This window comes from Pelomonas sp. BJYL3 (genome assembly GCF_027257975.1).
In the GTDB taxonomy this organism is placed as follows: Bacteria; Pseudomonadota; Gammaproteobacteria; order Burkholderiales; family Burkholderiaceae_C; genus Roseateles_B; species Roseateles_B flavus.
Genome location: NZ_JANZKX010000003.1, coordinates 171794 through 195188 on the forward strand (window position 1 = coordinate 171794; position 23395 = coordinate 195188).

The window sequence follows — 23395 nt, forward strand, 5'->3', positions numbered from 1 at the left end:
CCTCGCTCAGTTCCGGAACGTCAGGGCGACGGGTGATGCCCCCAGCCGCATCGCGCCTGCCTGTACCCCCGCCGTGACATCCGCCATGTCTTCCTGGAAGAGCGCCTGGACACTGTCTGCGGCGCGCCCCAGGCTGATTTCCCGCCACAGCGTCCGGAGCCGCAACTCCTTCTTTCCGGGGCGTTCATGCCATATCCAGACTTGTTGAAGGCCGGCCCGTTCGGCACGGCAGATGATCACGCCCGCGTAGGCCTCGCTCTCCCGGCATCCGCGGGGCTGCACACCGGTCAGCCATCGCTTCACGGCGAACCAGGCGGACAGAGCCGGCCGCGGGCTTCCATCCGGCTCGAAGAACCCAGTGTGGTCGTTGTCCCAGGCATAGTAGTAGAACGAGTCGATGCCGGACATGGCCGTCACGATCACCTGTTGAGCCATGCGCGCGGCAGCGTCGCGGCCGGCTGATTCGTCAGGCGCATTCGAGTCCACCGGCGGGCCATCTGTCGCCACCCCCGACTCTGTGTTCAGCAGGGCCAGGCCAGACAAGCCGCGACGGGCAAGCACCGCCCTGAACTCCAGGACATTGCGAGCAAGATCCTTCGTGCCCTGGGCATAGAGATGGCTGCAAAGCGCGTCGATGTACCTGCCGCCCCCCTTCTCAAGGTACAGGTCCAGGCGCTTCGCAGATCCCACGAAGCTGGGCGAGCACAGCAGCGTGGACGGACTCAGCTCATCGATGGCCTGCCGGACCACCCGGGTCATCTCCACCAAGGTTTGCGCGTCGCCGCTGTAGAAGCTGGCACGCTGGCCACGGTCCTCGCGAAAGTCGGAGAAGTAGGGTTCGTTCCAGACCTCGACCATCCAGAGCTTGCCGCCATAGCGGCCCAGCACTGCACGGACATAGGCTTTCCAGTCGTCCAGACTACGTGGGGGTGCTGAGCACCCCAGGCCGTAGGGGCAGGGTTCATCGGGCCGCATGCTGGCCCACGCGGGTGTCATCCCGAACGGATAGATGATGCGTGCGCCCCGCTGGGTTGCGAGCGCAACGTAGGCGTCCATGCGCGAGAAGTCGAACTCGCCGGGGCGCTTGTTGATGTCGAACCAGGTGACGCCCGCATCCCACATGCGCATATTGGGCGGATCCTCCGCCCTGTAGGGAGAGGGACGCACCCGCGGCCCGCGCTCCACGCCTTCCAGGCGGTGCACATGGATGCCGAAGAATTGCTGGCCAATCGGTGACTTGGCGCCTGAGGTCGCCAGCTGCCATACGTCGGCCGACATGGCGGAGCGCCCTTGAGCCGCAAGAAGCAGCAGCACGAAGGCCCAACGCAGACAGCGGAGCAGGGAGTGCAGCACCACGCTAGACCCCCGCGCCCGAGTGCCGCACACCGACGCCCGCCTTCTGACCGGCACTGGCCAGGCCGGCAACGGCAAAGACGAAGACAAGGAGGTAGCCCAGGCCGTCAATGCCCGCAATGGCGCCCGGTTCCATGGGTGCCTCTGTCCAGGAGCGGCACAGCAGCGCCACGAACAGCGCCATGCCGAGCCAGCGCCCCTCCCCCTGCTCACGCATCACGCCTTGACCGAGTCTGACCATCAGCAGCAGCCAGCTGATCGCGCCGAAGATCCCCGCCCGGCCCAGCACCTGCAAGAACTGGTTGTGCGCGTGTCCGGCCACGCTCCAGTTGTATTCGTTGCGGAACACCGGATCCCACAGCGCCGGCCCATAGCCGAACACGGGATGCTTCAGAAAGGTGTCCCAGGTGATCGCCCAGATGGCTCCGCGCCCAGTGAAGGCCTCCTCGCTGCGCCAGTCGGCCGCGTGCCACGCCAGGCTGTTCAGGGCATCGGTGGAGGCGGCATACAGCACCCATGCCGACAGCATGACCGAGGCAGACACGACCAGCGCCCCGGCATGCTTGCGCCAGAGAGTGACCAGCGCATCAGCCCGGACCAGCGGGGCGCCCAACAGCAAGGCAACCCAGTTCGCCTTCGATTGCGACAGGATCAGCAGCGTCAATGCCAGCGCCACATTGAGCCAGTTGATGCGCCGCACGACCCAGGGCGACAGCTCCAGGAACAGAAGAATCAAGGCCACGGCGCCGAAACTGTTCGCATGGGACGCGGCCCCATGCAGGCGGTAAGGCAGCCCGATGAGCGATCCCTCGTACCCGGTTTCGACGACGCGCTTCAACTCGATCGCACCGGGCAGGACGCCCAGCAGCAAGCCCAGCACCAGCATCCATCGCAGATGCCGCACGGCGCCGTGCAAGCCTTCCGGTGCAAGCAGCGCCAGGGCCGTGAACACGATAGGCGCGTAGAACCAGGCTTGACTGAATTCACGCACCACGCCAAATGCCGCGCTCACCCAGACCATGGCCAGGTAGTAGAAGGCGAAGGCCAGATAGAGCGGGAGCACATTGACGTGCATGGAGCTCCGCCTGAGCAACCATCGGATCACTTCGCCGCCGCTGACGACCAGCATCAGGGCCGAAGCGGCCTTCTTCACCAGCGAGGCCGCCGGACTGCCAACGATCTGATAGCCCAGCCATGGGTTCCTCGCAATCTCCAGCTCGTTGTAGAGGAGTCGACCGGACATCGCACCATAGACACTCTCCCCGACGAAAGCGGCAGCGATGATCACCGTCAACTTCGTTGCGGCGCTCCAGCGCGGGGACAGAGACGACGCGAAGAACAGCAGCAGCACGAGCGCGAGCGCACTTCCCATGGCAAGGAGGAAGGGCAGGACCCAGTAGGTGTAAGCCAGCAAGCTGTTCATCAGGGAGCACCAGTTTCGTATTTTCCACGCCGGGCGCCTGGGGGCATGGCCACCCGCATGCCGAAGGCCCGGGGCGCGCCGCTGTCGCGCAAGGCGCCAGCCAGGCCAGCCGCCGGCCTGGACGCACTCATCCAGCAGGGTGACAGGCAAGCCCGGCATCGCCCCGGCTTCGCAGACGCGACACGCAGCCAGGTGCAGGCCCTTGCGGACGGGGCTCCAGCGCGCCTGTTGATCCGAAGGGGGCTCATGCGCTTTCCCGTGCCGAAGAGGCGCCTTCAAGCGCCTCGCGGTACACCGCCTCGTAGCACTGCAGCACGGCTTCCAGTGCGAAGCGTCGCGCAACCATCGCACGCAGCTCGCGGGACAGCTGCGCATAGACCTCGCCTTGCAGCAAGGCATCGGCGGCTTCGGCGATGGCCTCGGGATCCTTCACCTCGCAGAGGCAGCGCGCGTCCTGCACCACCCAGGGCACAGCGCCGCTGTGCCGGCCCGCGACCACGGGCAGCCCCAGGGCCATCGCTTCCGCCAGGACCATGCCGAAGGTTTCCTCCAGGGCAGGATGGATCAGCAGGTCGCAGGCGGCCAGGCGCTCCAGCAGCTCCGCGTGGCCCAGGGGTCCATGGAAGCTCATGGCAGGCAGGCAGTCGGCCAGGTCCCGTCTCGAACGGCACCAAGCCGCAGCCTCGCCATCTGCCTCGAAACCGCGTCCGAACAGATGCAGGCGGGCCTGTGGCCTGCTGGTCCTGAGCCTCGCAAAGGCCAGCAGGGCCTTCTTGGGATTCTTGCGCCGGTCAAAGCCATGACTCACCACGGCAACGCGCAGCGCCTGTCCCAGCCGCCGGTCCCGGCCCAGCACGAGTGAACGGCCATCCACGGGGTTGGGAATGACCTGCAGCGGCCGCGGGCTCATGCCCTCCAGTGCCGCCGCAAGATAGGGCGACACCGCGGTGACCCAGTGCGCCCGCCGCAGCACCTGCCAGGCCATGAGCACCCGCAGTCCTCGGTAAAGGCTGATGGTGGGCTTCGCCAGGGCATTCATGCGGGCGACCAGCAGCGGCGAATCGTGGCACGTCACGACCGTGGGGATGCCCGTGTCCAGGGCAGCCCAGGCGAACTCGTAGGCCCAGTGCGCGTGAATCACGGCAGGCGCGGCCTGGTGCATCGCCTCGACCAGGGCTCGTCGCTCGTGGCGGTACAGGTCGAGGATGCGCCCCGGCCGCCCTTCGCAGGGCCGCCAGGCATGCCGACGCAGGGGGCAGAAGTGCAGCTCCAGGCCCGGATGCAGGCGAGACGCAACCTTGACCGCCCCGGCGGCGAACGACAGGTCGTTGCTGAGCGTGAACACGCTCACGCGATGCCCCCGCGCCAGCAGGCCTTCGATGAGCGTCACCAGCAGCGGCGCGCCCTCGTAGCCCCGGGGCAGCGCCTGCGGCTCCATGCCCATGAGTGCCGCGATGTCCTGCCCGGCGACGGGCCCGCAGAGGCCGACATGCAACGGGCTCATCCGGCCTCCATCCCCGGAGCGGCCGGAATGACGCCGTAGCGGATGAGATCGGTCTCTGCCCTGCCCTTGAGCTGCCAGGCCAGCTCCAGTGCCTGCGCGCTCACCTGCCCGTCGTCAGCGATGGCGAAGCAGCGGCGGGGCAGGCGGCCCGCACCCTGGCAGGCCTGCAAGGCGCGGAAGGTGCCACCGGGCTCGGCCTGCTGCCCGGGCTCGTGGCCCCAGATCGACAGAAAGCCTTCCGGGTGCTCATGCAGATTGGGTCCGTACCAGAGGTAGGGCGCCCGGGAGAGAAAGGCTGCCCAGACGCTGTAGGAGGAGATGGAGCAGACCAGCAGATCCGCCTCGGCCAGGGCCAGGAGGTCGGAGCAGTCCGAGTCGGGCAGGTCTCCGGAGAAAACGCAGGGCAGTCCACGGCTGAGGTCCTGCAGCTGCTCCGGCCTGGCGTCGGAGACGATGAGGAACTGCACGGCGCCGTCAAGCTGCTGATGGATGGACGCCGCCACGCGCCGGTACCAGGCCAGGGGCAGCGCCACGTTGAACTGCCCGCGGTAGGCTGCTGGGGCTCGGGCCGGCTCGAAGTCGCCCTGACGCACGTGCAGGCCGACCGTCAGCCGGCCGGGGTTCAGGCGCTCGCGCAGCCGAAGCAGATTGCCGGCGGCGAAACGGCTCTGGTAGAGGAGGCTGGCCATGTGCCCGCGCGCGGCCTCGATGTGCTGCATGCCGCCCCACATCCCGCCCGTGCTCAGCACGAAGGCCTTGCGGGTCATCAGCGACTGTTCCCTGGCAAAGCCGCGCAAGGCACTGACCACATCGCCGCCGCCGTGCCTGAGGTAGTCCGATTCCGTGAACGCCACGACCGGCAATGCCGCCTTGAGTGCACGATGGCCCAGCCAATCCAGGCGCGAGCTGCCGAAGTGGCGCCAGTAGCGGCGTGGGTTGAGCCCGAAGGCCGGGGCCAGCGTGCGCGCGCCCAGCAGCTGCGCGGCCAGGAAGGCGCGGGCCCAGGGGATCATCTCGTTGCCCAGGCCGGCCCCGCGGCCGGCCACCTCGGGCAGGCAGTATCTGAAGCGACTCATGATTCCCGCGACTCCAGGCCGACGAAGGCGCACAGCCGGCGCGAGGCTGCCGATGCCGGGGCATCGGCCTGCATCGCCTGCATCAGTGCAGGGCCCAGCAGCAGCGCCGGCCATTGGCGCAGCACGGCCAGCGCCAGCAGCAGGCTCAGCGCTGCCGACGCCCCCATCGCAGGCAGGTCCGTCAGCCGTGCCCGCAGGCCAAGCGACAGCACAGCCGCCATCAGCACCAGCAGCAGGCCGCCGCGCAGGGCCTGCATCATTGCGCCGGTCTGCAGTTGCAGTCGCCGCCCCAGCAAGCGCTGGAACCACAGGGCGCGAAGCAGGTAGACGACCGGGACGAGCCAGACCACATGCTTCAGCGGATAGGCCCTGAAGCACAGGAAGCCCGCGAAGAGCAGCAGCCCGCCGGCGAGCTGCACCATCAGGTCCTGCCGGACTGCGTCCAGGGCCCACAGCAGCGGGCCGCTGACCGCCATGAGCACGAAGAAGGGTAGACCTGCGCAGAAGGCGGCGAACAGGGGCTCCGTCCCCTGCCACCGGGTGCCGTACAGCAGGTGCACGACGGTATCCGCGTGGCAGGCCATCAGGGCAAAGGCCGGCCAGCTGAGCAGGGCCAGGAGGTTCACGGTCGCCAGGTACGAGCGCCCCAGGCGCTGGAGGTCGTCCTGGACGCGGGAGGCCGCGGCGAAGGCCACGTTCTGCAGCGAGCCCACGAGGAAGGCCGCGGGCGACCTCGACAGCGTGAACGCCGCGCTGTACTGCCCCAGGGCGGCCGCGCCCCACAGCCGGTTGACCAGGACCCGGTCCAGGTTCTCGAGCGCCCAGTTCGCCACCGAGGTGCCCACCACCTGCAGGCCGAAACGCCGAAGGGCCGGATCACCGGCCAGCCGCGGCCGCAGCGTGTGCCGGACCACGGCATAGCTGCCCACCATATTGACCAGGCTGTGCAGCCCGAAGGCGATGACCAGGGTCCAGGCGCCGGCGCCCGACCAGGCCAGCGGCAGGCCGACCAGGGCATAGGCGAAGACATAGCCGCCCAGGTAGATCAGCTGCGCGCGCTTGGCATCGAGATCGCGCCGCATCAGGGACACCGGGATGTTGGACAGGGCCTGCACCGGGATCAATGCACCGGCAGCAACCAGCAGCGGGGCCAGTGCGCCGGAGCCCAGCCAGCGGGCGAGCCATGGCGCGCTCAGCATCACCCCCAGGCCTGCCGTCCCGGACAGCAGCAGCACCCAGCCCAGGGCATGGGAGACGTCTTCCTCGCTCAGGACCGGCTTCTGGATCAGCGCGGCCCCGAAGCCCCCCTCGGCCAGCATCCACCCCAGGGCCAGGACGATGAAGGCGGCGGCCGCCTGGCCGAAGGCCTCCGGGCCCAGCAGGCGTGCCAGCAGCAGCTGCACCAGCAGGGTGGCCAGCGCGCGCAGGGCTGCGCCGCCATAGCTCCACCAGAGCGCCCTGGCCGCACGGCGGCCCAGCTCGCCCTCCTGCATCGGTGCGGGCTTCAATGGGCCCGCCCCAGGCAATGGGTCCGCCCCAGGTCCAGCGCCTGCAGGTCTTGAGGGCTGCACCAGACCATCGAGCCGCGGTCGGTCACGCCGCTCTTGCACAGGCTCATGGGGCCGACCTGCCCAGGTAGTCCTGATAGGCACTGGCGATGCCCTGGGCCAGCCCGGTGCGGGCCCGCCAGCCCAGCTGCGCGATCCGGCTTACGTCCAGCAGCTTTCTCGGCGTCCCATCCGGCTTGCTGGCGTCGAACACCAGCTCGCCCTGGAAGCCCACCACCGCGGCCACGGTCTGCGCCAGCTCGCGGATGCTGAGGTCCTGGCCGCAGCCAACGTTGAGCAAGGGGCCGTCGTAGCCCGTCTCCATCAGCAGCACGCAGGCCTCGGCCAGGTCGTCGACGTGGAGGAACTCGCGCCGGGGGGTACCACTCCCCCAGACCGTTATCGATGCATCCCCGCGCTGCTTCGCCTCATGGGCCTTGCGGATCAGGGCGGGCAGCACGTGGCTGGTCTGCAGGTCGTAGTTGTCGCCGGGGCCGTAGAGATTGGTGGGCATCACGCTGATGTACTGACGGCCGTGCTGGCGGCTGTAGCTCTCGGCCAGCTTGACGCCCGCGATCTTGGCGATGGCGTAGGGCTCGTTGGTGGGCTCCAGCGGGCCGCTCAGCAGGTAGTCCTCGCGGATGGGCTGGGGGCAGTCGCGCGGGTAGATGCAGCTGGAGCCCAGGAACAGCAGGCGCTGGACCCCGGCGCGGTGGGCGCCGTGGATCAGGTTCAGCTCGATCTGCAGGTTCTGGAAGAGGAAGTCGGCGCGCTCGGTGTCATTGGCCAGGATGCCGCCCACCTTGGCCGCGGCGATGAAGACGTAGTCCGGCCGGTGCTCGACCAGATAGCGGTACACCGCCGCCTGGTCCAGCAGGTCGAGCTCGGCGCGGCTGCGGGTGAGGATCTGCGTGTAGCCCCGCGCCTGCAGGCGCCGCACCAGGGCCGAACCCACCATGCCGCGGTGGCCGGTGACGAGGATGCGTGCGTCGCTGGGCATGCTGTTCACGGGCGGCTCCGGCTGGGGATCATTCATGGGCATCGTAAGCGGGATAGCCGGCGCTCTTGACCAGCTCGTCGCGCTGGGCGGCGCTGTAGTCGGCGGCCATCATCTCGCGCACCAGGTCCGCCAGCGAGGTGGTGGCCCGCCAGCCCAGCTGCTCGCGGGCCTTGGAGGCATCGCCCAGCAGAGTCTCCACCTCCGTCGGCCGGAAGTAGCGTGGGTCCACGCGCACGATCACCTCGCCCACCTGGCAGCGTGACTGCGTGCCGCTGACGGCCACCACGCGTGCCACCTCGTCCACGCCTTGGCCCTCGAATGCCAGGGTCAGGCCCAGCTCCGCCGCGGCCAGCGCGATGAACTCGCGCACGCTGTGCTGCTGCCCGGTGGCGATGACGTAGTCGTCCCCCCGGGGCTGCTGCAGCATGCGCCACATGGCGTCCACATAGTCGCGGGCATGGCCCCAGTCGCGCAGGGCGGAGAGATTGCCCAGGTAGACACAGTCCTGCAGGCCCAGCGCGATTCGCGCCAGGGCACGGGTGATCTTGCGGGTCACGAAGGTCTCGCCCCGCACCGGGCTCTCATGGTTGAAGAGGATGCCGTTGCTGGCGTGCAGCCCGTAGGCCTCGCGGTAGTTGACGGTGATCCAGTAACCGTAGAGCTTGGCCACCGCATAAGGGCTGCGCGGGTAGAAGGGCGTGCTCTCGCGCTGCGGCGTCTCCTGCACCAGGCCGTAGAGCTCGGAGGTGGAGGCCTGGTAGAAGCGGGTCTTCTTCTCCAGGCCCAGCATGCGGATGGCCTCCAGCAGTCGCAGGGTGCCCAGGCCGTCGGCGTTGGCCGTGTACTCGGGCATCTCGAAGCTCACCGCCACATGGCTCATGGCGGCGAGGTTGTAGATCTCGTCCGGCTGCACCTGCTGGATGATGCGGATGAGGTTGCTGCTGTCGGTCAGGTCGCCGTAGTGCAGGACGAAGCGCTGGTTGTCGACGTGCGGGTCCTGGTAGAGGTGGTCGATGCGGTCGGTGTTGAAGGACGAGGCACGGCGCTTGATGCCATGCACCTCGTAGCCCTTGCCCAGCAGCAGCTCGGCCAGATAGGCCCCGTCCTGGCCGGTGACGCCAGTGATCAGCGCTTTCTTCATGCTCATGCGTGCATCCCCACAGCTGCGTTCAGGAAGGTTCAACCATGGCCGCGGCCCAGCAGGCGCAGCCGGGCGGCGGGACTCAGCGCCCGTGCCCACTCGCGGATGAAGGCGGCCTGCAGCGCAAAGCCCTCCGCATTGTCGGTGTTCAGGGAGGACACGCGCACCAGCACGCCGTCCGGGATCAGGCCCTGCAGGCCATAGCGCAGCGCCACCCAGCGGTGCGGGTAGCCAAAGGCCGTCAGCGTGTCGCCCACCACCACCCAGTAGCTGATGGGCTCGTGACGCCGGCCCTGGCTGGCCACCAGGCGCTTGAGCGGCAGCGGGCCGTCGTCCAGGGCGACGGTGGCGTCGACGACGTCCTGCTCGAGCCGGAAACCCTGGGCCGGGTAGCAGATCTCGGGGCGATGGACCAGCATGCCCTTGTGCTGGTTGCGGCCGTAGGCCAGGCTCAGCATCACCAGCTGACGGGCGGCGTTGCGGAAGCTCAGGGCCAGCACTTCGTCGTAGGTGTCGGCGAGGACCTGCTGCTGCTGCGGATTGGGCAGCAGGGGGGCGACGCTGGGGTCGCGGGTCCATGATCCGAAGTGATCGGGCATCAGCCCGGCCAGGGGCAGCCGCGCCTGTTCGTCGGCCAGGAAGCGGTGCGGCCGCAGGCGCTCGGCCAGCAGGCCGGTGCCGCCCATGGCGGCGGCCAGCAGCAGGGCGCGGCGTGCCGCCCTCATGACCAGCCCCGCCAGCGCGCCAGACGGCCCAGCAGGCCGTCCACCGCCATGATCAGCAGCAGGGCGGCCAGCATCAGCAGCAGGCCCGCAAAGCCGTGGATGAAGCCCTGCCCGGCCGCGTCACCGAAGTGATAGGTCACCAGCACCAGCACCAGCACCCGCAGCACATTGGCCGCGAAGGAGATGGGCACGACCAGCAGGGCCAGCGCCGTGTTGCGCCACACCGCCGTGTGCTGCATGACGTTCATGTACAGCAGGCCCAGGGCCTCGAGGGTGAAGAGCGAGTTGAGGCCGGCGCAGGCATCGGCCACCATCAGCTGGTAAGGCCCCACCGTCAGCACCACGCCGGACTGGCCGACCGGATAGCCCGCCCAGTACAGCAGCTGGCTCGCCACGCCGGAGACGGCGATCTTCAGCGGCGTGGTCAGCGCTGCGGTCCAGTCGCCCGGCCAGGGAATCATGAAGAGCAGGAAGAAGAGCGGGAAGGCGGCCAGGCGCAGGCCGCGCCAGCCCAGGAACAGCAGCACCAGGCCGGCCAGGACCAGGGGCTGCGCGCCGATCTCCAGGGTCCAGATCGACTGCGAGCGCCCCAGCAGATAGACCACCAGGCCCAGCGCCAGGGGCGGCAGCCCCCAGGCCGTGCCCTGCGCCTCGCGCAGTGACAGCAGGCGGCGGGCCAGCAGCCACAGGCCCACGGCAAGGATCATGGGGCCATGGCCCTGTTCGTCGCTGGCCCACAGGCCGTGGAAGAGGTCCCAGTAGCTGCGTCCGAACAGCAGCACCCAGCCCAGCAGCAGCCAGGCCAGCAGCGGGCGCAGGGGACGCGGCAGCTGCGCGAGGACCTGCCAGGCGCTGCGGGGGGCGGCCTCAGCCGGACTCACCTGGCCCGGCCCTTCAGTGCTCGTTGAAGATGATGCCCAGGATCTCGGCCGGGCTGTGCGAGAAGCTGCCCACCAGGTCCTGAAGCGCCGCCATGCGCGATTGATGGCGGCGGGCCAGCACGACGGCAGCGCCGGCACGGGCGGCGATCACGGTGCTGTCCGAGCCCAGCGTGGCGGCCGGGGTGTCGATCAGCACGTGGTCGAAGCGGCCCAGGAGGTCGCGAAGCAGCAGGACGAAAGCCGGCCGCTCGACCAGCTCCAGCGGATTGGGCGGCGGGGTGCCCACCGGCAGCACGAAGAGGCTGGGCACTCCCTGCACCTGCCGGATCACGCCCTGGCCGGCCCGGCCGGACAGCACATCCGCCAGGCCTTCGCAGCGGCCCTGCTCTTCCAGGCGGAAGAGCTGGTGCTGGCGGGGGTGGCGCATGTCGGCGTCGATCAGCAGGGTGCGCCCCCCCAGCTGGGCCAGGGCCACCGCCAGATTGGCGCAGAAGAAGCTCTTGCCATCGCCCTGCTCAGGGCTCACCACCGCCAGGGCGCGGCGCTCGCGCCCCTCCTGCTGCAGGCGCATCAGCAGCTGGCTGCGCGCGGCGCGAAAGGCTTCGGCCTGCCGGCCGAAAGGCTGGCTGAGGCTGACCAGCTCCGGGCTCAGGGTCGGCCCGGCGCTCGGGGCGACCGGGTACTGGAACTGCTGAGCCAGGGCGAAGAGCACGTCGTCGGTGCTGGCAAAGCCCAGCTGCACGGCGGCATCACCGAAGCGCAGCCCGTGCTGGCGCTGGTAGGCCAGCACCTGCTCGACCTGCTCGGCGCTGAGGTTGCGCGTCTGGCTGATCAGGGCGCCGATGGAGGGCTCGCGCCCCTGGCCAGGATCCGGAAAGGCCGGAGGAGTCGGGGATGGGTTCATGCGGAGGCCTTGGTCTCGGGCGCGGAGGCGGCACGGCGCAGGCGCTGCCACCAGGGCCGGCCGCGGGCCTCGCCGGCATTCGGGATCACGGCCAGCACCGGCAAATCGGCCACCAGGGTCAGGTCTTGCGCGCTTCGCAGGCGGCGGTCCATCTGCTCATGGGCCACAGCCGCGAGCAGGCCCAGGAAGCTGCCCAGGAATACACCCATCAGCAAGTTCATGTAGGTCTTGGGGGAGGACGGCTTCAGGGGAGGCTCTGCCTGCGTCAGGATGTTGACGTTGGACAGTGTGGTCTGGCTTTCCAGATTGGTCTGGTTGAGGCGGGTCTGGATGGCGTCATAGGCCCGCTGGGCGTTCTCGACATCACGCAGCAGCACCGAGCCTTCGTCGCGCAGGGCCTTCATGCGGAGCAGCTTGCCGCGCTGAGCCTCCAGCGAGGCTCGCACATCGGCCTCACGGGCACGGTTGATGGAAGCGGCCACGCCCACGCCCCCGGTCACTCGCTTGACCTCGGCATCCACCCTGGACCGGAGCTCGGCGATGTTGGCACGCGCCTCCACGACCAGCGGGTGGTTGTCGCCATAGCGGGCATTGAGCTCCTGCAGCTTGCCCTCTGCCCGGCTGAGGTCCGACTTCAGGGAACCGATCACGGGGTTGACCAGCACTTCCTGGATGCGGTCGCCCGAGGTGGCGGCCTGGTTCTGCCGGCTGCTGGACTCGGCGCTGATCGCCTGCAACGTCACCAGCTGCGTGGAGAGCTCGTTGAGGCGCGCGTTCTCGACGTCCAGGCGCTCGTCGGTGGCGATGATGCCGTTGTCCTTCTGGAAGGCAGAGAGCTTGGCCTGGGCCTCTTCCAGGCGTTCGCGGGCCTCCTTGGCCCGGGAGTCGAAGAAGCTGCGGTACTGGCGTGCCGGGTCGACCTTGAGGTCCAGGGTCACCTCGATATAGGCCTGCACAAAGGCATTGGCCATCCTGGCCGCGAAGCGGGGATCCGGGGACTTGTAGGACACCTCGATGATGCTGGACTGCAGCGAGGGCTTCACCTCCAGGCCGGGCCGCAGGGAGTCGGCCATCCAGGCGTCGATCTTGCCTTCGCCCTGGGTCTCCTTGAGCCAGCGGGCCCGCACTTCGGGATCGTCTGCCAGCTTGGTGTTGCGCACCACTCGCTGGGCGACGCGATCGCTGCGGATCACATCGACCTGGGTCGCGATGTAGGCCGGCGTGATCGCGCTCTGCATCAGCATCGCGGAGACCGGGTCCGGCTTGACATCAGCCACCACCGACGCCGTGGCCGTGTACTTTCTGGTCGTGGCCAGGGTCACGAGCAGGACCCCCAGCACCACCGTCGCGAAGACGGCGAGCGCCGTGCGCCAGCGGGCGAGGAGGATGGGGATCAGCTGGGTCAGGTTCACCGGCGCCCCTCAGAACAGGCTCTCACGCACATAGACCACATCGCCTTCCTTCATGGCCTCGTCCATCTCGGGGCGCAGGACCTGGACCTTGCCGTCGGCGCCGCGGCGATGAACGGCGATGCCCTTCTGGGTGCCGCGCTGCGTGGTGCCGCCGCCGGCGGCCAGCAGCTGCATGAGCGTCATGCCGCGCTCCAGGCGCATGGAGCCGGGGCGGTTGACCTCGCCGTAGATATAGACCATGGGGGCACGGTCCACCCACAGCACATCGCCGTTCTGGACCATCACGTCCTGCTCGCGGCCCTGGGCGGCGAAGAGGCTGGGGAGGTCGATCTCCACGCGGTAGGGCTTGCCCTGGCGGCGGCCGCTCAGGACGACGAGGTCCGAGCCCGCCAGCGTCACGCCGCCGGCCGCGGCCAGCAGGTCCGACAGCCGGGTGTCCCCCATCTCCAGCGGATAGCGCCCGGGCCGGTTGACCATGCCCAGCACGCTGGCCTGGTTGCCGCGCACCTGCAGCACCACGATGGTCACCGAGGGCTGCTTGACGAAGTTGCCGTTGCGCAGGCCGTCGGCGATCAGCTGCTCGGCCTGGCTGATGCTCAGACCGCCCAGCCGGACGCTGCCCAGCAGCGGGTAGGACAGCGAGCCGCTCTCGGAGACGCGGGTCTCCAGGGTCAGGTCCGGGTTCTGGTAGACGCTGATGCGGATGACGTCGCCAGCGGCCAGCCGGTATTCGGTGGCGGAGGCGGGGCCCGGCGCAGCCGGCGCATTGGTGGCATTCGCACCGGTGGCAGGCGGCTGGGCGCGGACGCCCGAACCGGCCAGCATGCCGAGGATCAGCCCGCAGGCCAGCAGCGCGGCCCGCATCACTTCTGCCCCTGGTTCTTGGCAGCGTCGCTGGCCGGGGCCGCGGCGGATGCGGCCGACGCCGCCTGCACGACGGACGCCGCCGCCGACGCCGCAGGCGCCGGCTTGCTCGCAAACTTGCCCAGGTACTCGATCTTGCCCGTCTCGCGCAGGCCCTTGAGGTCCTTCTGGATGGCCTCGGCCTTGCGCTGGTTGATGAGGAAGGCCTCGACCGCCGGCCGTGCCGTGACCTCGTCGACCGGGTTCAGCCGCGAGGTGGCCAGGTGCAGCAGCTGCAGGCCATTGGGCGTCACCTGCACGGCGGTGTCCCCGTCCTTCATGCGGGCGATGGTGTCCAGGCTGTTGAGCGGCAGCTGCTCGGCCGGGCGCACGGCCTCGTTGACATTGAAGCGGATGCCGGCACCGCGCAGGTAGTCCGCGAACTCGGAGAGGTTGCGCGAGCCCTGCAGGCGCTGGCGCAGGCCCTCGAACTGGTCGGGCGCGGCCTCGATGCTCATTTCCTGCAGGCTGTAGACGCGGCGTTCCTTGAAGAGGGCCGGCTTTTCGTCGTAGAACTTCGCGATCTCGTCGGCGCTGGGCTTGCTGACGGACTCGCCGATGCGCTCGGCATAGGCGCGCGCCAGGATCTCGCGCTTGGCGGCCTCGATCTGCTGCACCACGCGCGGGTCGCGGTCCAGCTTGAGGTCCTGGGCCTTCTGCACGGACAGCTCCTGGTCGATCAGGCGCTCCAGCAGCTGGCGGGACAGGGCGTCAGCCTGCTTCTCGCTGAGGCCGGGCTGGCGCTGCAGCAGCTGGTTGATCTGATGGACGGTGATCTCTTCCTTGTTGACCTTGGCGGCCGTCTGCGTGGCCTCGCCCTTGCCGCCGCCGCAGGCGCTCAGCAGGGAGACCGTGGCGGCCAAAGCGGCCACAGCGGCCCAGGTGGCCGCGGTGCCCAGGGCCCGGCCCCTGCCATTGCCGCTGCCCGCCGGCGTCAAGCCGAGGAAAGAGACCCGCTGCATCGTCGTCTTCATAGCGCTCCAAACCTTGCTGCACCCTTGCCTGCGCTGCCGGCAGGACGGCCGGACGGACGCGCAGCGCCAGCCCGCACCGCGGACTGGCCTGTACCGGGGGGAGTGTAACGAGGCTCCGTGGGGCCGCAGAGGCATTCAAGCCCTGCAAAAGGCGGCAAGGTCCGCGCTTTTGCGGACTTCCTTGACTTGCGCGCAACAGGTAGGCACGGGGGCCGCACGCCGCAGCAGGGCGTGAAGGCAGGGGCATGCCGGCATGGCCGGGGCTGGCGCCGGGCCACGTGGGCCCCGCGCCGCATCAGTCCAGGCTCAGCACTTGATGCCGACGTGCAGCGCCACCACGCCCGCGCTGAGGTTGTGCACGTCCACGTGGCCGAAGCCGGCCTGCTTCATCAGGGCCTTGAGCTCGGCCTGACCGGGATGCATGCGGATGGACTCGGCCAGGTAGCGGTAGCTCTCGGCGTCCCCGGCGATCATCTGGCCGAGCCTCGGCAGGATCTTGAAGCTGTACCAGTCGTAGGGCTTCTGCAGGGGCGCGGCAACCTTGGAGAACTCCAGCACCAGCAGGCGTCCGCCCGGCTTGAGCACGCGGCACATCTCGGCCAGGGCCAGGTCCTTGTGGGTCATGTTGCGCAGGCCGAAGGCCACGCTGACCAGATCGAAGCTGGCGTCCTTGTAGGGCAGCTTCTCGGCGTCGCAGAGATTGGTGGGCAGGACCAGGCCTTCGTTGAGCAGGCGGTCGCGGCCGGTGCGCAGCATGGCCTCGTTGATGTCCGTGTGCACCACCATGCCGGTGCTGCCCACGTGCCGGGCAAAGGCGCGGGAGAGATCGCCCGTGCCACCGGCGATGTCCAGCACGCGGTCGCCTTCCTTGAGGTTGGCCACGGCCACGGTGTAGGCCTTCCAGGCGCGGTGCAGGCCCATGGACATCAGGTCGTTCATGATGTCGTAGCGGGACGCCACTGAGTCGAAGACGCCGCGCACGCGGCCGGCCTTCTCCTGCTCGTCGACGGTCTGGAAGCCGAAGTGGGTGCTGCTCATGAGGGATCTCGGTCGGTTCGGGTGTCGGGGTGGACGGCGGGCTCGACGGCGCGCTCAGTGGCTGGCGCAGTGGCCGCCGCCCTTGGGCGCCATCGGCGCGTCACGGTCCAGGCCAGCTGCGGCCAGCCGGGCCAGGTGCTCGGCCCACAGCGCCTCCTGGCGCAGGCCCAGCTCGTAGAGGTAGTCCCAGGTGTAGAGCCCGCTGTCATGCCCATCAGAGAAGCGCGGCTGCACGGCGTAGTGCCCCACGGGGCTCAGGGCCTCGATCAGGACCTCCCGCTTGCCCGTCTGCAGCACCTCCTGGCCGGGGCCATGGCCCTTGACCTCGGCCGAGGGGCTCAGCACCCGCAGCAGTTCGAAGGGGATGGAGAAGCGCGCGCCATCATCAAAGGCAATCTCGAGCCGCCGGGACTGCTGGTGCACGGTGATGTCGGTAGGCAAGGGGCTTGCTGCGCTGAGGCCAGCCATGGGGAGGATGGGAAAACCTGGGGGGCTCCAGTGTAGCCGGGTGGGCTGCCGGGCCCGGCGAAGGCCCGCCGGGCGGCAGGGTGCTTGCAGGGACGGCTCCGGGATCCGGCATTCATGAGGGCGCCACCAGGGCGGAGGGGCGGAGGGGCGGAGGGGCGGAGGGGCAGCGGTGCTGGGCAGAGGCCAGCGCCCACTCGAAACGGATCCCACAAAAAAAGGGCCCCGCGCGAGCGGGGCCTAAGAGGAGGGATCCGCAGGCCTGCGCCGATAGGCGCTGACTTGCAGGCGAAGCATCGCCCGATGGGGGGATTGCGGCAAGCTGTAAGACCTTGCAGACCGTTATCTCTGACAGGGCCCGCACGGGTCCGGATGCGGGCGCTCCGCAGGGGATCCAGGCAAGCCCTGACCCCAGGAAATGCCCTGTTCATGGGGCTTTGCGCCCACCACACCACTCACGGCGCTATGCAGTGGGCACTCTGGACGCATATGCACTCTGTGACAACTTCGACCCGAGGCGCCACCCGAGAACGGCCGCCCGCTCAGCCGCCGCAGCGCCCTACAAGCCCTGCAGGCGCTGGCTCATGCGTTGATCCAGCGCCTGCAGGGACAGCGGCAGGCGCCGCTCGGCCGGTTCGGGAAGCTCGCGCAAGGCCGCGCCCCACACTGGATTGGGGAAGTGGCTGTCCCAGTCGAAGCGCGCGATCACGTGCCAATGCAGATGCGGCACCACATTGCCCAGGCTGGCCACATTGACCTTGGTCGGCCGCAGGGCCTCGCGCAGCTCCTGCTCCACGGCGCAGACCGCCTCCATGCAGGCCTGGCGCTGGCCGGCGCCGAGGTCGCTGAACTCGGCCACATGGTCCTGCCAGATGAGGCGGTAGAAGGCGGGGAAGTTCGCGTCCTCCGCGCGTATCAGGCGCCAGGACGCGGCCTGGAACACCAGGATCCCGCCGGCCTCACGGCACAGGGGGCAGTCGGGCGATGGGGCGTTGGCACTCATGGCGGGGTCCTTGCCGCGGGTCGGCATCTGAGATGCCGGTCAGTATCCCCCAGGGCCAGGCCGCCCAGCGGGGGGCAGGACTTGCCCTTTGAGGCGGGCCGTCAGCCCGGCGCCGGCCAGCTGCGCCAGAATCCACGCCAGGTGCAGCGGCAAGCTCGCGCCTGCCCTCAGCACCCAGCCCTCAGGAGATGCCATGCCCACGCGCCCACAGCCGACCTTTGCCCCCGCCCTCTCCCGCCGCGTCGCCCTGGGCATGATGGCCGCGCTGGCAGCGTGGAGCCTGGCCGCGCCCGCCGCCCGGGCCGACAGCTGGCCGGCCAAGCCCATCCGCTGGGTGGTGGCCTATCCGGCCGGCGGTGGCTCGGACTTCCTCGCCCGCCAGCTCGCGCCTCAGCTGGGCAAGCAGCTGGGCCAGACCCTGGTCATCGACAACCGGCCCGGTGCCGCCGGCCAGATCGGCACCGACAACGCCGCCAAGTCCGCTCCTGACGGCTACACCCTGCTCAGTGGCGACAACGGCGTGATGGTCTTCAACAGCGCGCTGTTCCGCAAGCTGCCCTACGCCGTGAGCGACTTCGTGCCGGTGGGCTTCATGGCCCGCTTCCCGCTGGTGCTGAGCGTGAACGCGCAGTCGGGCATCAGCAGCGCTACGCAGTGGCTGGACCTGGTGAAGAAGAACCCCGGCAAGTTCAGCTATGCCTCACCGGGCATCGGCAGCCCCCACCACCTGGCGATGGAGCTGATCAAGGAGCGCAGCGGCAGCTTCATCGTGCACGTGCCCTACCGCGGCACCGCCTTCGCCACGCAGGACATGCTGGCCGGTGTCGTGCCCATGGGCGTGCTGGACACCGCGGCCGCCCTGCCCCACTTCCGCAGCGGCAAGCTCAAGCCCCTGGCCGTGCTGTCCGCCAGGCGCGTGGCGGCCCTGCCCGACGTGCCCACCTTCGCCGAGCTGGGCATCAAGGACGTCGAGCTCTCCGCCTGGCAAGGCCTTTTCGTGCCCAAGGGCACACCAGAGCCCATCGTCCAGCGCCTGGGCGCTGAGCTGCAGAAGGCCCTGGCCGTGCCCGAGGTGAAGGCCCGCCTCGAGGACTTCGGTCTCGAAGTCGCCCCCAGTGACGGCGCCGCGCTCGCCCGCCACATCCAGCGCGAGACCGAGTTCTGGCACGCCCTCATCAAGTCCCGTCACATCACGGCTGAATAGCCCCCCCGCCGACGGCAGCGCTCCTGGGGGAGTGCCTGGTGCCTGGTACCTGGTGACTGGTGCCTGGTGCGCCAGGAGCGACGGGTCGTCAGCGATGCGACGGCTGGCGCGGCCCGGCCTCAGCCCCGCCCGCAGCCGGGCTTCATGTGGGGCGGCCGGCCCTGCAGGCCGGCTCCCCTGCGGTGCTCGCGGCCCGGAGCGGGCGCGTAACTCGCTCCATTCGCTGCGCTCATTGCGCTCGAACAAACGCGCCCAGTCAGATGACGATGCGCGCTGACGCGCGCTGCTCCGGCCCGCTGCGCTCCTCGGCACCCCACAAGGCGCCCAGCTGCGGGCGGGGCTGAGGCCAGTCGAGGCACTGAGCACGGCGTCGATCAACAACGCTCGTGCTGAGAACGAAATGGCTCACGGCGCAGTCGCAGCAGCCAAAGTCTTTCGCTCCCCCAGAGGGATGCGCCCTACGCCTCATGCGTCAGAGACAACGGATTGAAGGCAATGCATCGAACGCCAACGCTCCCACAGAAAAAGAAAAGGCCCGCTGCACAGCAGCCGGGCCTTTTCGCCCCGCACGGAGGGCGCTGATCCGGCTCCGCCGGGCAGCCGCCCTCGCCCCCCTGGGGGGGCGCGCGAAGCGCGTAGGGGGGGGGATCAGACCAACACTCTTTCGATGCCACCGGCATTGGCCTGCGCCACATAGTCCGGCATCCACTGCTCGCCCAGGATCTGGCGGGCCATCTCGACGACGATGTAGTCGGCTTCGAGCAGGCCGTTCTGCAGGTCGTTGCCGTAGCGGCTCAGGCCTTGCAGACAGCTGGGGCAGCTGGTGAGGATCTTGAGGTCTTCCTGGGTGCCGACCTTGCCGGCATCGCGCAGCTGGGTCTCGACCTTGCGCAGCTCCTCCTCCTTGCGGAAGCGGATCTGGGTGGAGATGTCCGGCCGGGTCACGCCCAGGGTGCCGGACTCGCCGCAGCAGCGCTCGCTCTTGACCACCTCGGGGCCGACCAGGGCCTGCACCGTCTTCATCGGGTCCTGCTGCTTCATGGGCGAGTGGCAGGGGTCGTGGTAGAGGTAGGCCTTCTTGGAGTCCAGGGTGATGCCACGCTCCAGCAGGTACTCGTGGATGTCCACGATGCGGCAGCCGGGGAAGATGTCCTCGAACTTGTAGCCCTGCAGCTGGTCGAAGCAGGTGCCGCAGGACACGACCACGGTCTTGATGTCCAGGTAGTTCAGCGTGTTGGCGACGCGATGGAAGAGCACCCGGTTGTCGGTGATCATCTTGTCGGCCTTGTCGAACTGACCCGAGCCGCGCTGCGGATAGCCGCAGCACAGATAGCCCGGCGGCAGCACGGTCTGCACGCCCGCATGCCACAGCATGGCCTGCGTGGCCAGGCCCACCTGGCTGAACAGGCGCTCGGAGCCGCAGCCGGGGAAATAGAACACGGCCTCGGAATCGACGGTCGTCTTGCCCGGGTCGCGGATGATGGGCACGTAGGCCTTGTCCTCGATGTCCAGCAGGGCGCGGGCCGTCTTCTTGGGCAGGCCGCCAGGCAGCTTCTTGTTGATGAAGTGAATCACCTGCTCCTTGACGGGCGCGGTGCCCACCGTGGCGCGCGGCGCCTCGGTCTGCTTGCGGGCCAGGCCCTTGAGCAGGTCGTGCGCGAAGCGCTGCGCCTTGAAGCCCACGCCCACCATGGCCGTGCGGGCCATCTTGATGGTCTCGGGGTTCGTGGCGTTGAGCATGAACATGGCCGCGGCATTGCCGGGGCGGAAGCTCTTCTGGCCCATCTTGCGCAGCAGGTTGCGCATGTTCATGGTGACGTCGCCGAAGTCGATCTTCACCGGGCAGGGCGTCGCGCATTTGTGGCACACCGTGCAGTGGTCGGCCACATCCTCGAACTCCTCCCAGTGCTTGATGGAGACGCCGCGGCGGGTCTGCTCCTCGTACAGGAAGGCCTCGACCAGCAGCGAGGTGGCCAGGATCTTGTTGCGCGGGCTGTAGAGCAGGTTGGCGCGCGGCACGTGGGTCGCGCACACCGGCTTGCACTTGCCGCAGCGCAGGCAGTCCTTGACGCTCTCGCTGATGGCGCCGATGTCGCTCTGCTGCATGATCAGCGACTCATGCCCCATCAGCCCGAAGCTGGGCGTGTAGGCATTGGTCAGGTCCGCGAAGGTGCCGTGCGTGCTGGCATTGGGGCGCAGCAGCTTGCCCTTGTTGAAGCGGCCTTCGGGGTCGACGTCGGCCTTGTACTGGGCGAAGTCGGCCAGCTCCTCGTCAGTGAGGAACTCCAGCTTGGTGATGCCGATGCCATGCTCGCCCGAGATCACGCCGTCCAGCGAGCGCGCCAGCTTCATGATGCGGCCCACCGCCTCGTGGGCGGTCTGCAGCATCTCGTAGTTGTCGGAGTTCACCGGGATGTTGGTGTGCACATTGCCGTCGCCGGCATGCATGTGCAGGGCCACCCACACGCGGCCCTTGAGCACTTCCTGGTGGATGCGCTTGCACTCGCTCAGGATGTCGGCGAAGGCCGCGCCGGCGAACACGGACTGCAGGGGCTTGAAGATCTGCGTCTTCCAGGAGGCGCGCAGGCTCTTGTCCTGGAGCTGGTCGAAGAAGCTGCGGCCGCTGTCTGGCTGGACCACGTCCAGGCCGTCCTTCCAGCCCTGCCACAGCGCCCCCACCTCGTCGAGCAGCGCGAGGGCCTGCTGCACGCGGTCCTCCAGCAGCTCGGCGCTGGGGATCTCGCTGGCGTCGTCGGTCTTGCCCAGGGGCAGGCGCTCCTGGCGGAAGAAGGTCTTGAGCCGCTCGACCAGCGCCAGCTTGTTGCGCAGCGAGAGCTCGATGTTGATGCGCTCGATGCCCAGGGTGTACTCGCCCATGCGGGGCAGCGGGATCACCACGTCCTCGTTCACCTTGAAGGCGTTGGTGTGCTTGGAGATGGCGGCGGTGCGCTTGCGGTCCAGCCAGAACTTCTTGCGCGCGTCGGCCGAGACGGCCACGAAGCCCTCACCCGAGCGGCCGTTGGCCAGGCGCACGACCTCGCTGGTGGCGCGGGCCACGCGGTCCTCGTCGTCACCGACGATGTCGCCGATCAGCACCATCTTCGGGAGGCCGCCACGCTTGCTCTTGGTCGAGTAGCCCACGGCCTTGAGGTAGCGGTCATCCAGGTGCTCGAGGCCCGCGAGGATGGCGCCGCCCTCGTGCTTGGCCTCCGCGAACATGAAGTCCTTGATGTCCACGATGGACGGCACGCAGTCCTTGGGATTGCCGAAGAACTCCAGGCAGACCGTGCGCACATGCTTGGGCATGCGGTGCACGACCCAGCGGCAGCTGGTGATCAGGCCGTCGCAGCCTTCCTTCTGGATGCCGGGCAGGCCGGCCAGGAACTTGTCGGTGACGTCCTTGCCCAGGCCCTCCTTGCGGAAGGTCCTGCCGGGGATGTCCAGGCGCTCGGTGCGCTCCAGCTTCTTGCCCGAGGCGTCGTAGTAGCGCAGCTCGAAGCTGGCGGTCTCGACGTCATGGATCTTGCCCAGGTTGTGGTTCAGGCGGATCACCTCCAGCCACTTGGCCTCGGGCGTCACCATCTTCCAGCTGGCGAGATTGTCCAGCGCGGTGCCCCACAGCACGGCCTTCTTGCCGCCCGCGTTCATCGCGATGTTGCCGCCCACGCAGGAGGCCTCGGCGCTGGTCGGGTCCACGGCGAAGACGAAGCCGTGCTGCTCGGCGAGGTCGGACACGCGCTGCGTCACCACGCCCGCCTCGCTGAACACGGTGGCCACGGGCCTGTCCAGGCCCGGCAGCTGGACCATCTCGACGCCGCGCAGGGCCTCGAGCTTCTCGGTGTTGATGACCGCGCTCTTCCACACCAGCGGCACGGCGCCGCCGGTATAGCCGGTGCCGCCCCCACGCGGGATGATGGTCAGGCCCAGCTCGATGCAGGCCTTGACCAGGCGCGCCATCTCGGCCTCGCTGTCCGGGGTCAGCACGACGAAGGGGTACTCGACGCGCCAGTCGGTGGCATCCGTCACGTGGGCCACGCGGGAGAGGCCGTCGAACTTGATGTTGTCCTTGGCCGTGTGCTTGCCCAGGACCTTGGTGGCGCGGCGGCGCAGCTCGGCCACCTCCTCGAACTGCTCGGCGAACTGGCGCACGGCCTGACCGGCGAGCTGCAGCAGCTCGCCCACGGAGGCATCGCGCTGCGGGTCGGCCTCGGGCTTGCGGCGGCGCTCGACCTCATGCAGGCGGTGGTGCAGGGCCTCGATCAGCTGGCCGCGGCGGCGCGGGTTGTCCAGCAGGTCGTCCTGCAGATAGGGATTGCGCTGCACCACCCAGACGTCACCCAGCACCTCATAGAGCATGCGGGCGGAGCGGCCCGTCTGGCGCTCCTCGCGCAGCGAGTTCAGCAGGTCCCAGGCGCGGGCGCCCAGGATGCGGATCACGATCTCGCGGTCGGAGAAGGAGGTGTAGTTGTAGGGAATCTCGCGCAGGCGGGGGGCCTCGTGCGCGACGACAGGGTCCAGGATCTCAGGCATCAGGGGATGCGGTGCATTCATGGCGTCCGGGCCCTCCCGGGGGCCCTGGGTTGTCCGCGGCGGCTGCGAGGCCGCCCCGGGCGTGGCTGGAACGTGGGTGTCAGGTCTTGCCCGGCCCGGAGGCCCGCATGGGCAGGCGCCTGCGCCCTTTTCCCGACCCACCCCGCCGAGGCCCCGGGCGGATCGCGCCCGATGGCCCGGCGCCGGCACAGGGGCAGCTGCTCCGCATGGGAGCCGCGCGCCCTGACTTGGCATCGGGCCTGAATCCTACCGCAGTGCACCATGCGCACAGCCGCCGCCGAGGGCATCGCC

At 69.1% G+C, this 23395-nt stretch carries 18 protein-coding genes; 1 reads left to right on the plus strand and 17 read right to left on the minus strand.

Annotated elements, in window-relative coordinates; all coding sequences use genetic code 11:
• Nucleotides 1-6: 6 nt before the first annotated feature.
• From O9Y01_RS10475 to O9Y01_RS10550, 16 genes are all read right to left on the minus strand, one after another.
• Nucleotides 7-1356: a hypothetical protein gene (locus tag O9Y01_RS10475; protein ID WP_269631540.1), complete on the minus strand. Its 1350-nt coding sequence runs from the start codon at nucleotides 1354-1356 to the stop codon at nucleotides 7-9.
• 1 nt (nucleotide 1357) lies between these two features.
• Complete coding sequence (locus O9Y01_RS10480; RefSeq protein WP_269631541.1) at nucleotides 1358-2776, minus strand: O-antigen ligase family protein; 1419 nt, start codon at nucleotides 2774-2776, stop codon at nucleotides 1358-1360.
• Nucleotides 2777-3020: 244 nt separating this feature from the next.
• A complete protein-coding gene (locus O9Y01_RS10485; protein WP_269631542.1) occupies nucleotides 3021-4280 on the minus strand; it encodes a glycosyltransferase in 1260 nt (419 codons plus the stop codon).
• Nucleotides 4277-5356, minus strand: coding sequence for a hypothetical protein (locus O9Y01_RS10490; protein WP_269631543.1), 1080 nt, complete (start codon nucleotides 5354-5356; stop codon nucleotides 4277-4279). Before O9Y01_RS10490 ends, O9Y01_RS10485 begins: the two co-directional genes overlap by 4 nt.
• Nucleotides 5353-6864, minus strand: coding sequence for an oligosaccharide flippase family protein (locus tag O9Y01_RS10495; RefSeq protein ID WP_269631544.1), 1512 nt, complete (start codon nucleotides 6862-6864; stop codon nucleotides 5353-5355). The genes O9Y01_RS10490 and O9Y01_RS10495 overlap by 4 nt, the downstream gene beginning before the upstream one ends.
• A 106-nt stretch (nucleotides 6865-6970) precedes the next feature.
• Complete coding sequence (locus O9Y01_RS10500) at nucleotides 6971-7903, minus strand: GDP-L-fucose synthase family protein (protein WP_269632111.1); 933 nt, start codon at nucleotides 7901-7903, stop codon at nucleotides 6971-6973.
• Between the two features lie 28 nt (nucleotides 7904-7931).
• The gene (gmd, locus tag O9Y01_RS10505; RefSeq protein WP_269631545.1) at nucleotides 7932-9050 is read right to left on the minus strand and encodes a GDP-mannose 4,6-dehydratase; all 1119 of its coding nucleotides are present in this window, start codon (nucleotides 9048-9050) and stop codon (nucleotides 7932-7934) included.
• 32 nt (nucleotides 9051-9082) lie between these two features.
• The gene (epsI, locus tag O9Y01_RS10510; RefSeq protein ID WP_269631546.1) at nucleotides 9083-9769 is read right to left on the minus strand and encodes an exosortase-associated protein EpsI, B-type; all 687 of its coding nucleotides are present in this window, start codon (nucleotides 9767-9769) and stop codon (nucleotides 9083-9085) included.
• Entirely contained in the window at nucleotides 9766-10650 is an 885-nt protein-coding gene (xrtB, locus tag O9Y01_RS10515) for an exosortase B (RefSeq protein WP_269631547.1), read from the minus strand. Before xrtB ends, epsI begins: the two co-directional genes overlap by 4 nt.
• A gap of 13 nt (nucleotides 10651-10663) precedes the next feature.
• Nucleotides 10664-11554 (minus strand): polysaccharide biosynthesis tyrosine autokinase, encoded by an 891-nt coding sequence (locus tag O9Y01_RS10520; RefSeq protein WP_269631548.1) that lies wholly within the window; start codon nucleotides 11552-11554, stop codon nucleotides 10664-10666.
• On the minus strand, nucleotides 11551-12966 hold the full coding sequence (gene epsF, locus O9Y01_RS10525; protein ID WP_269631549.1) for a chain length determinant protein EpsF: 1416 nt from the start codon (nucleotides 12964-12966) through the stop codon (nucleotides 11551-11553). The genes O9Y01_RS10520 and epsF overlap by 4 nt, the downstream gene beginning before the upstream one ends.
• 9 nt (nucleotides 12967-12975) lie before the next feature.
• On the minus strand, nucleotides 12976-13830 hold the full coding sequence (gene epsE, locus O9Y01_RS10530; RefSeq protein ID WP_269631550.1) for a polysaccharide export protein EpsE: 855 nt from the start codon (nucleotides 13828-13830) through the stop codon (nucleotides 12976-12978).
• Entirely contained in the window at nucleotides 13830-14843 is a 1014-nt protein-coding gene (locus tag O9Y01_RS10535; RefSeq protein WP_269631551.1) for an EpsD family peptidyl-prolyl cis-trans isomerase, read from the minus strand. Before O9Y01_RS10535 ends, epsE begins: the two co-directional genes overlap by 1 nt.
• A gap of 306 nt (nucleotides 14844-15149) precedes the next feature.
• Nucleotides 15150-15881: a bifunctional demethylmenaquinone methyltransferase/2-methoxy-6-polyprenyl-1,4-benzoquinol methylase UbiE gene (gene ubiE / locus O9Y01_RS10540; RefSeq protein WP_269631552.1), complete on the minus strand. Its 732-nt coding sequence runs from the start codon at nucleotides 15879-15881 to the stop codon at nucleotides 15150-15152.
• Nucleotides 15882-15935: 54 nt separating this feature from the next.
• Nucleotides 15936-16349: a DUF971 domain-containing protein gene (locus tag O9Y01_RS10545; protein ID WP_269631553.1), complete on the minus strand. Its 414-nt coding sequence runs from the start codon at nucleotides 16347-16349 to the stop codon at nucleotides 15936-15938.
• Nucleotides 16350-16905: 556 nt separating this feature from the next.
• Nucleotides 16906-17349 carry an HIT family protein gene (locus O9Y01_RS10550; protein WP_269631554.1) on the minus strand — a complete coding sequence of 148 codons (444 nt, stop codon included), beginning with the start codon at nucleotides 17347-17349 and terminating at the stop codon, nucleotides 16906-16908.
• 193 nt (nucleotides 17350-17542) lie between these two features.
• Between O9Y01_RS10550 and O9Y01_RS10555 the strand changes: the two genes are divergently transcribed.
• A complete protein-coding gene (locus O9Y01_RS10555; protein WP_269631555.1) occupies nucleotides 17543-18553 on the plus strand; it encodes a Bug family tripartite tricarboxylate transporter substrate binding protein in 1011 nt (336 codons plus the stop codon).
• Nucleotides 18554-19201: 648 nt separating this feature from the next.
• Here O9Y01_RS10555 and O9Y01_RS10560 read toward each other — a convergent pair.
• Entirely contained in the window at nucleotides 19202-23104 is a 3903-nt protein-coding gene (locus tag O9Y01_RS10560) for a DUF3683 domain-containing protein (protein ID WP_442952744.1), read from the minus strand.
• Nucleotides 23105-23395: the final 291 nt, after the last annotated feature.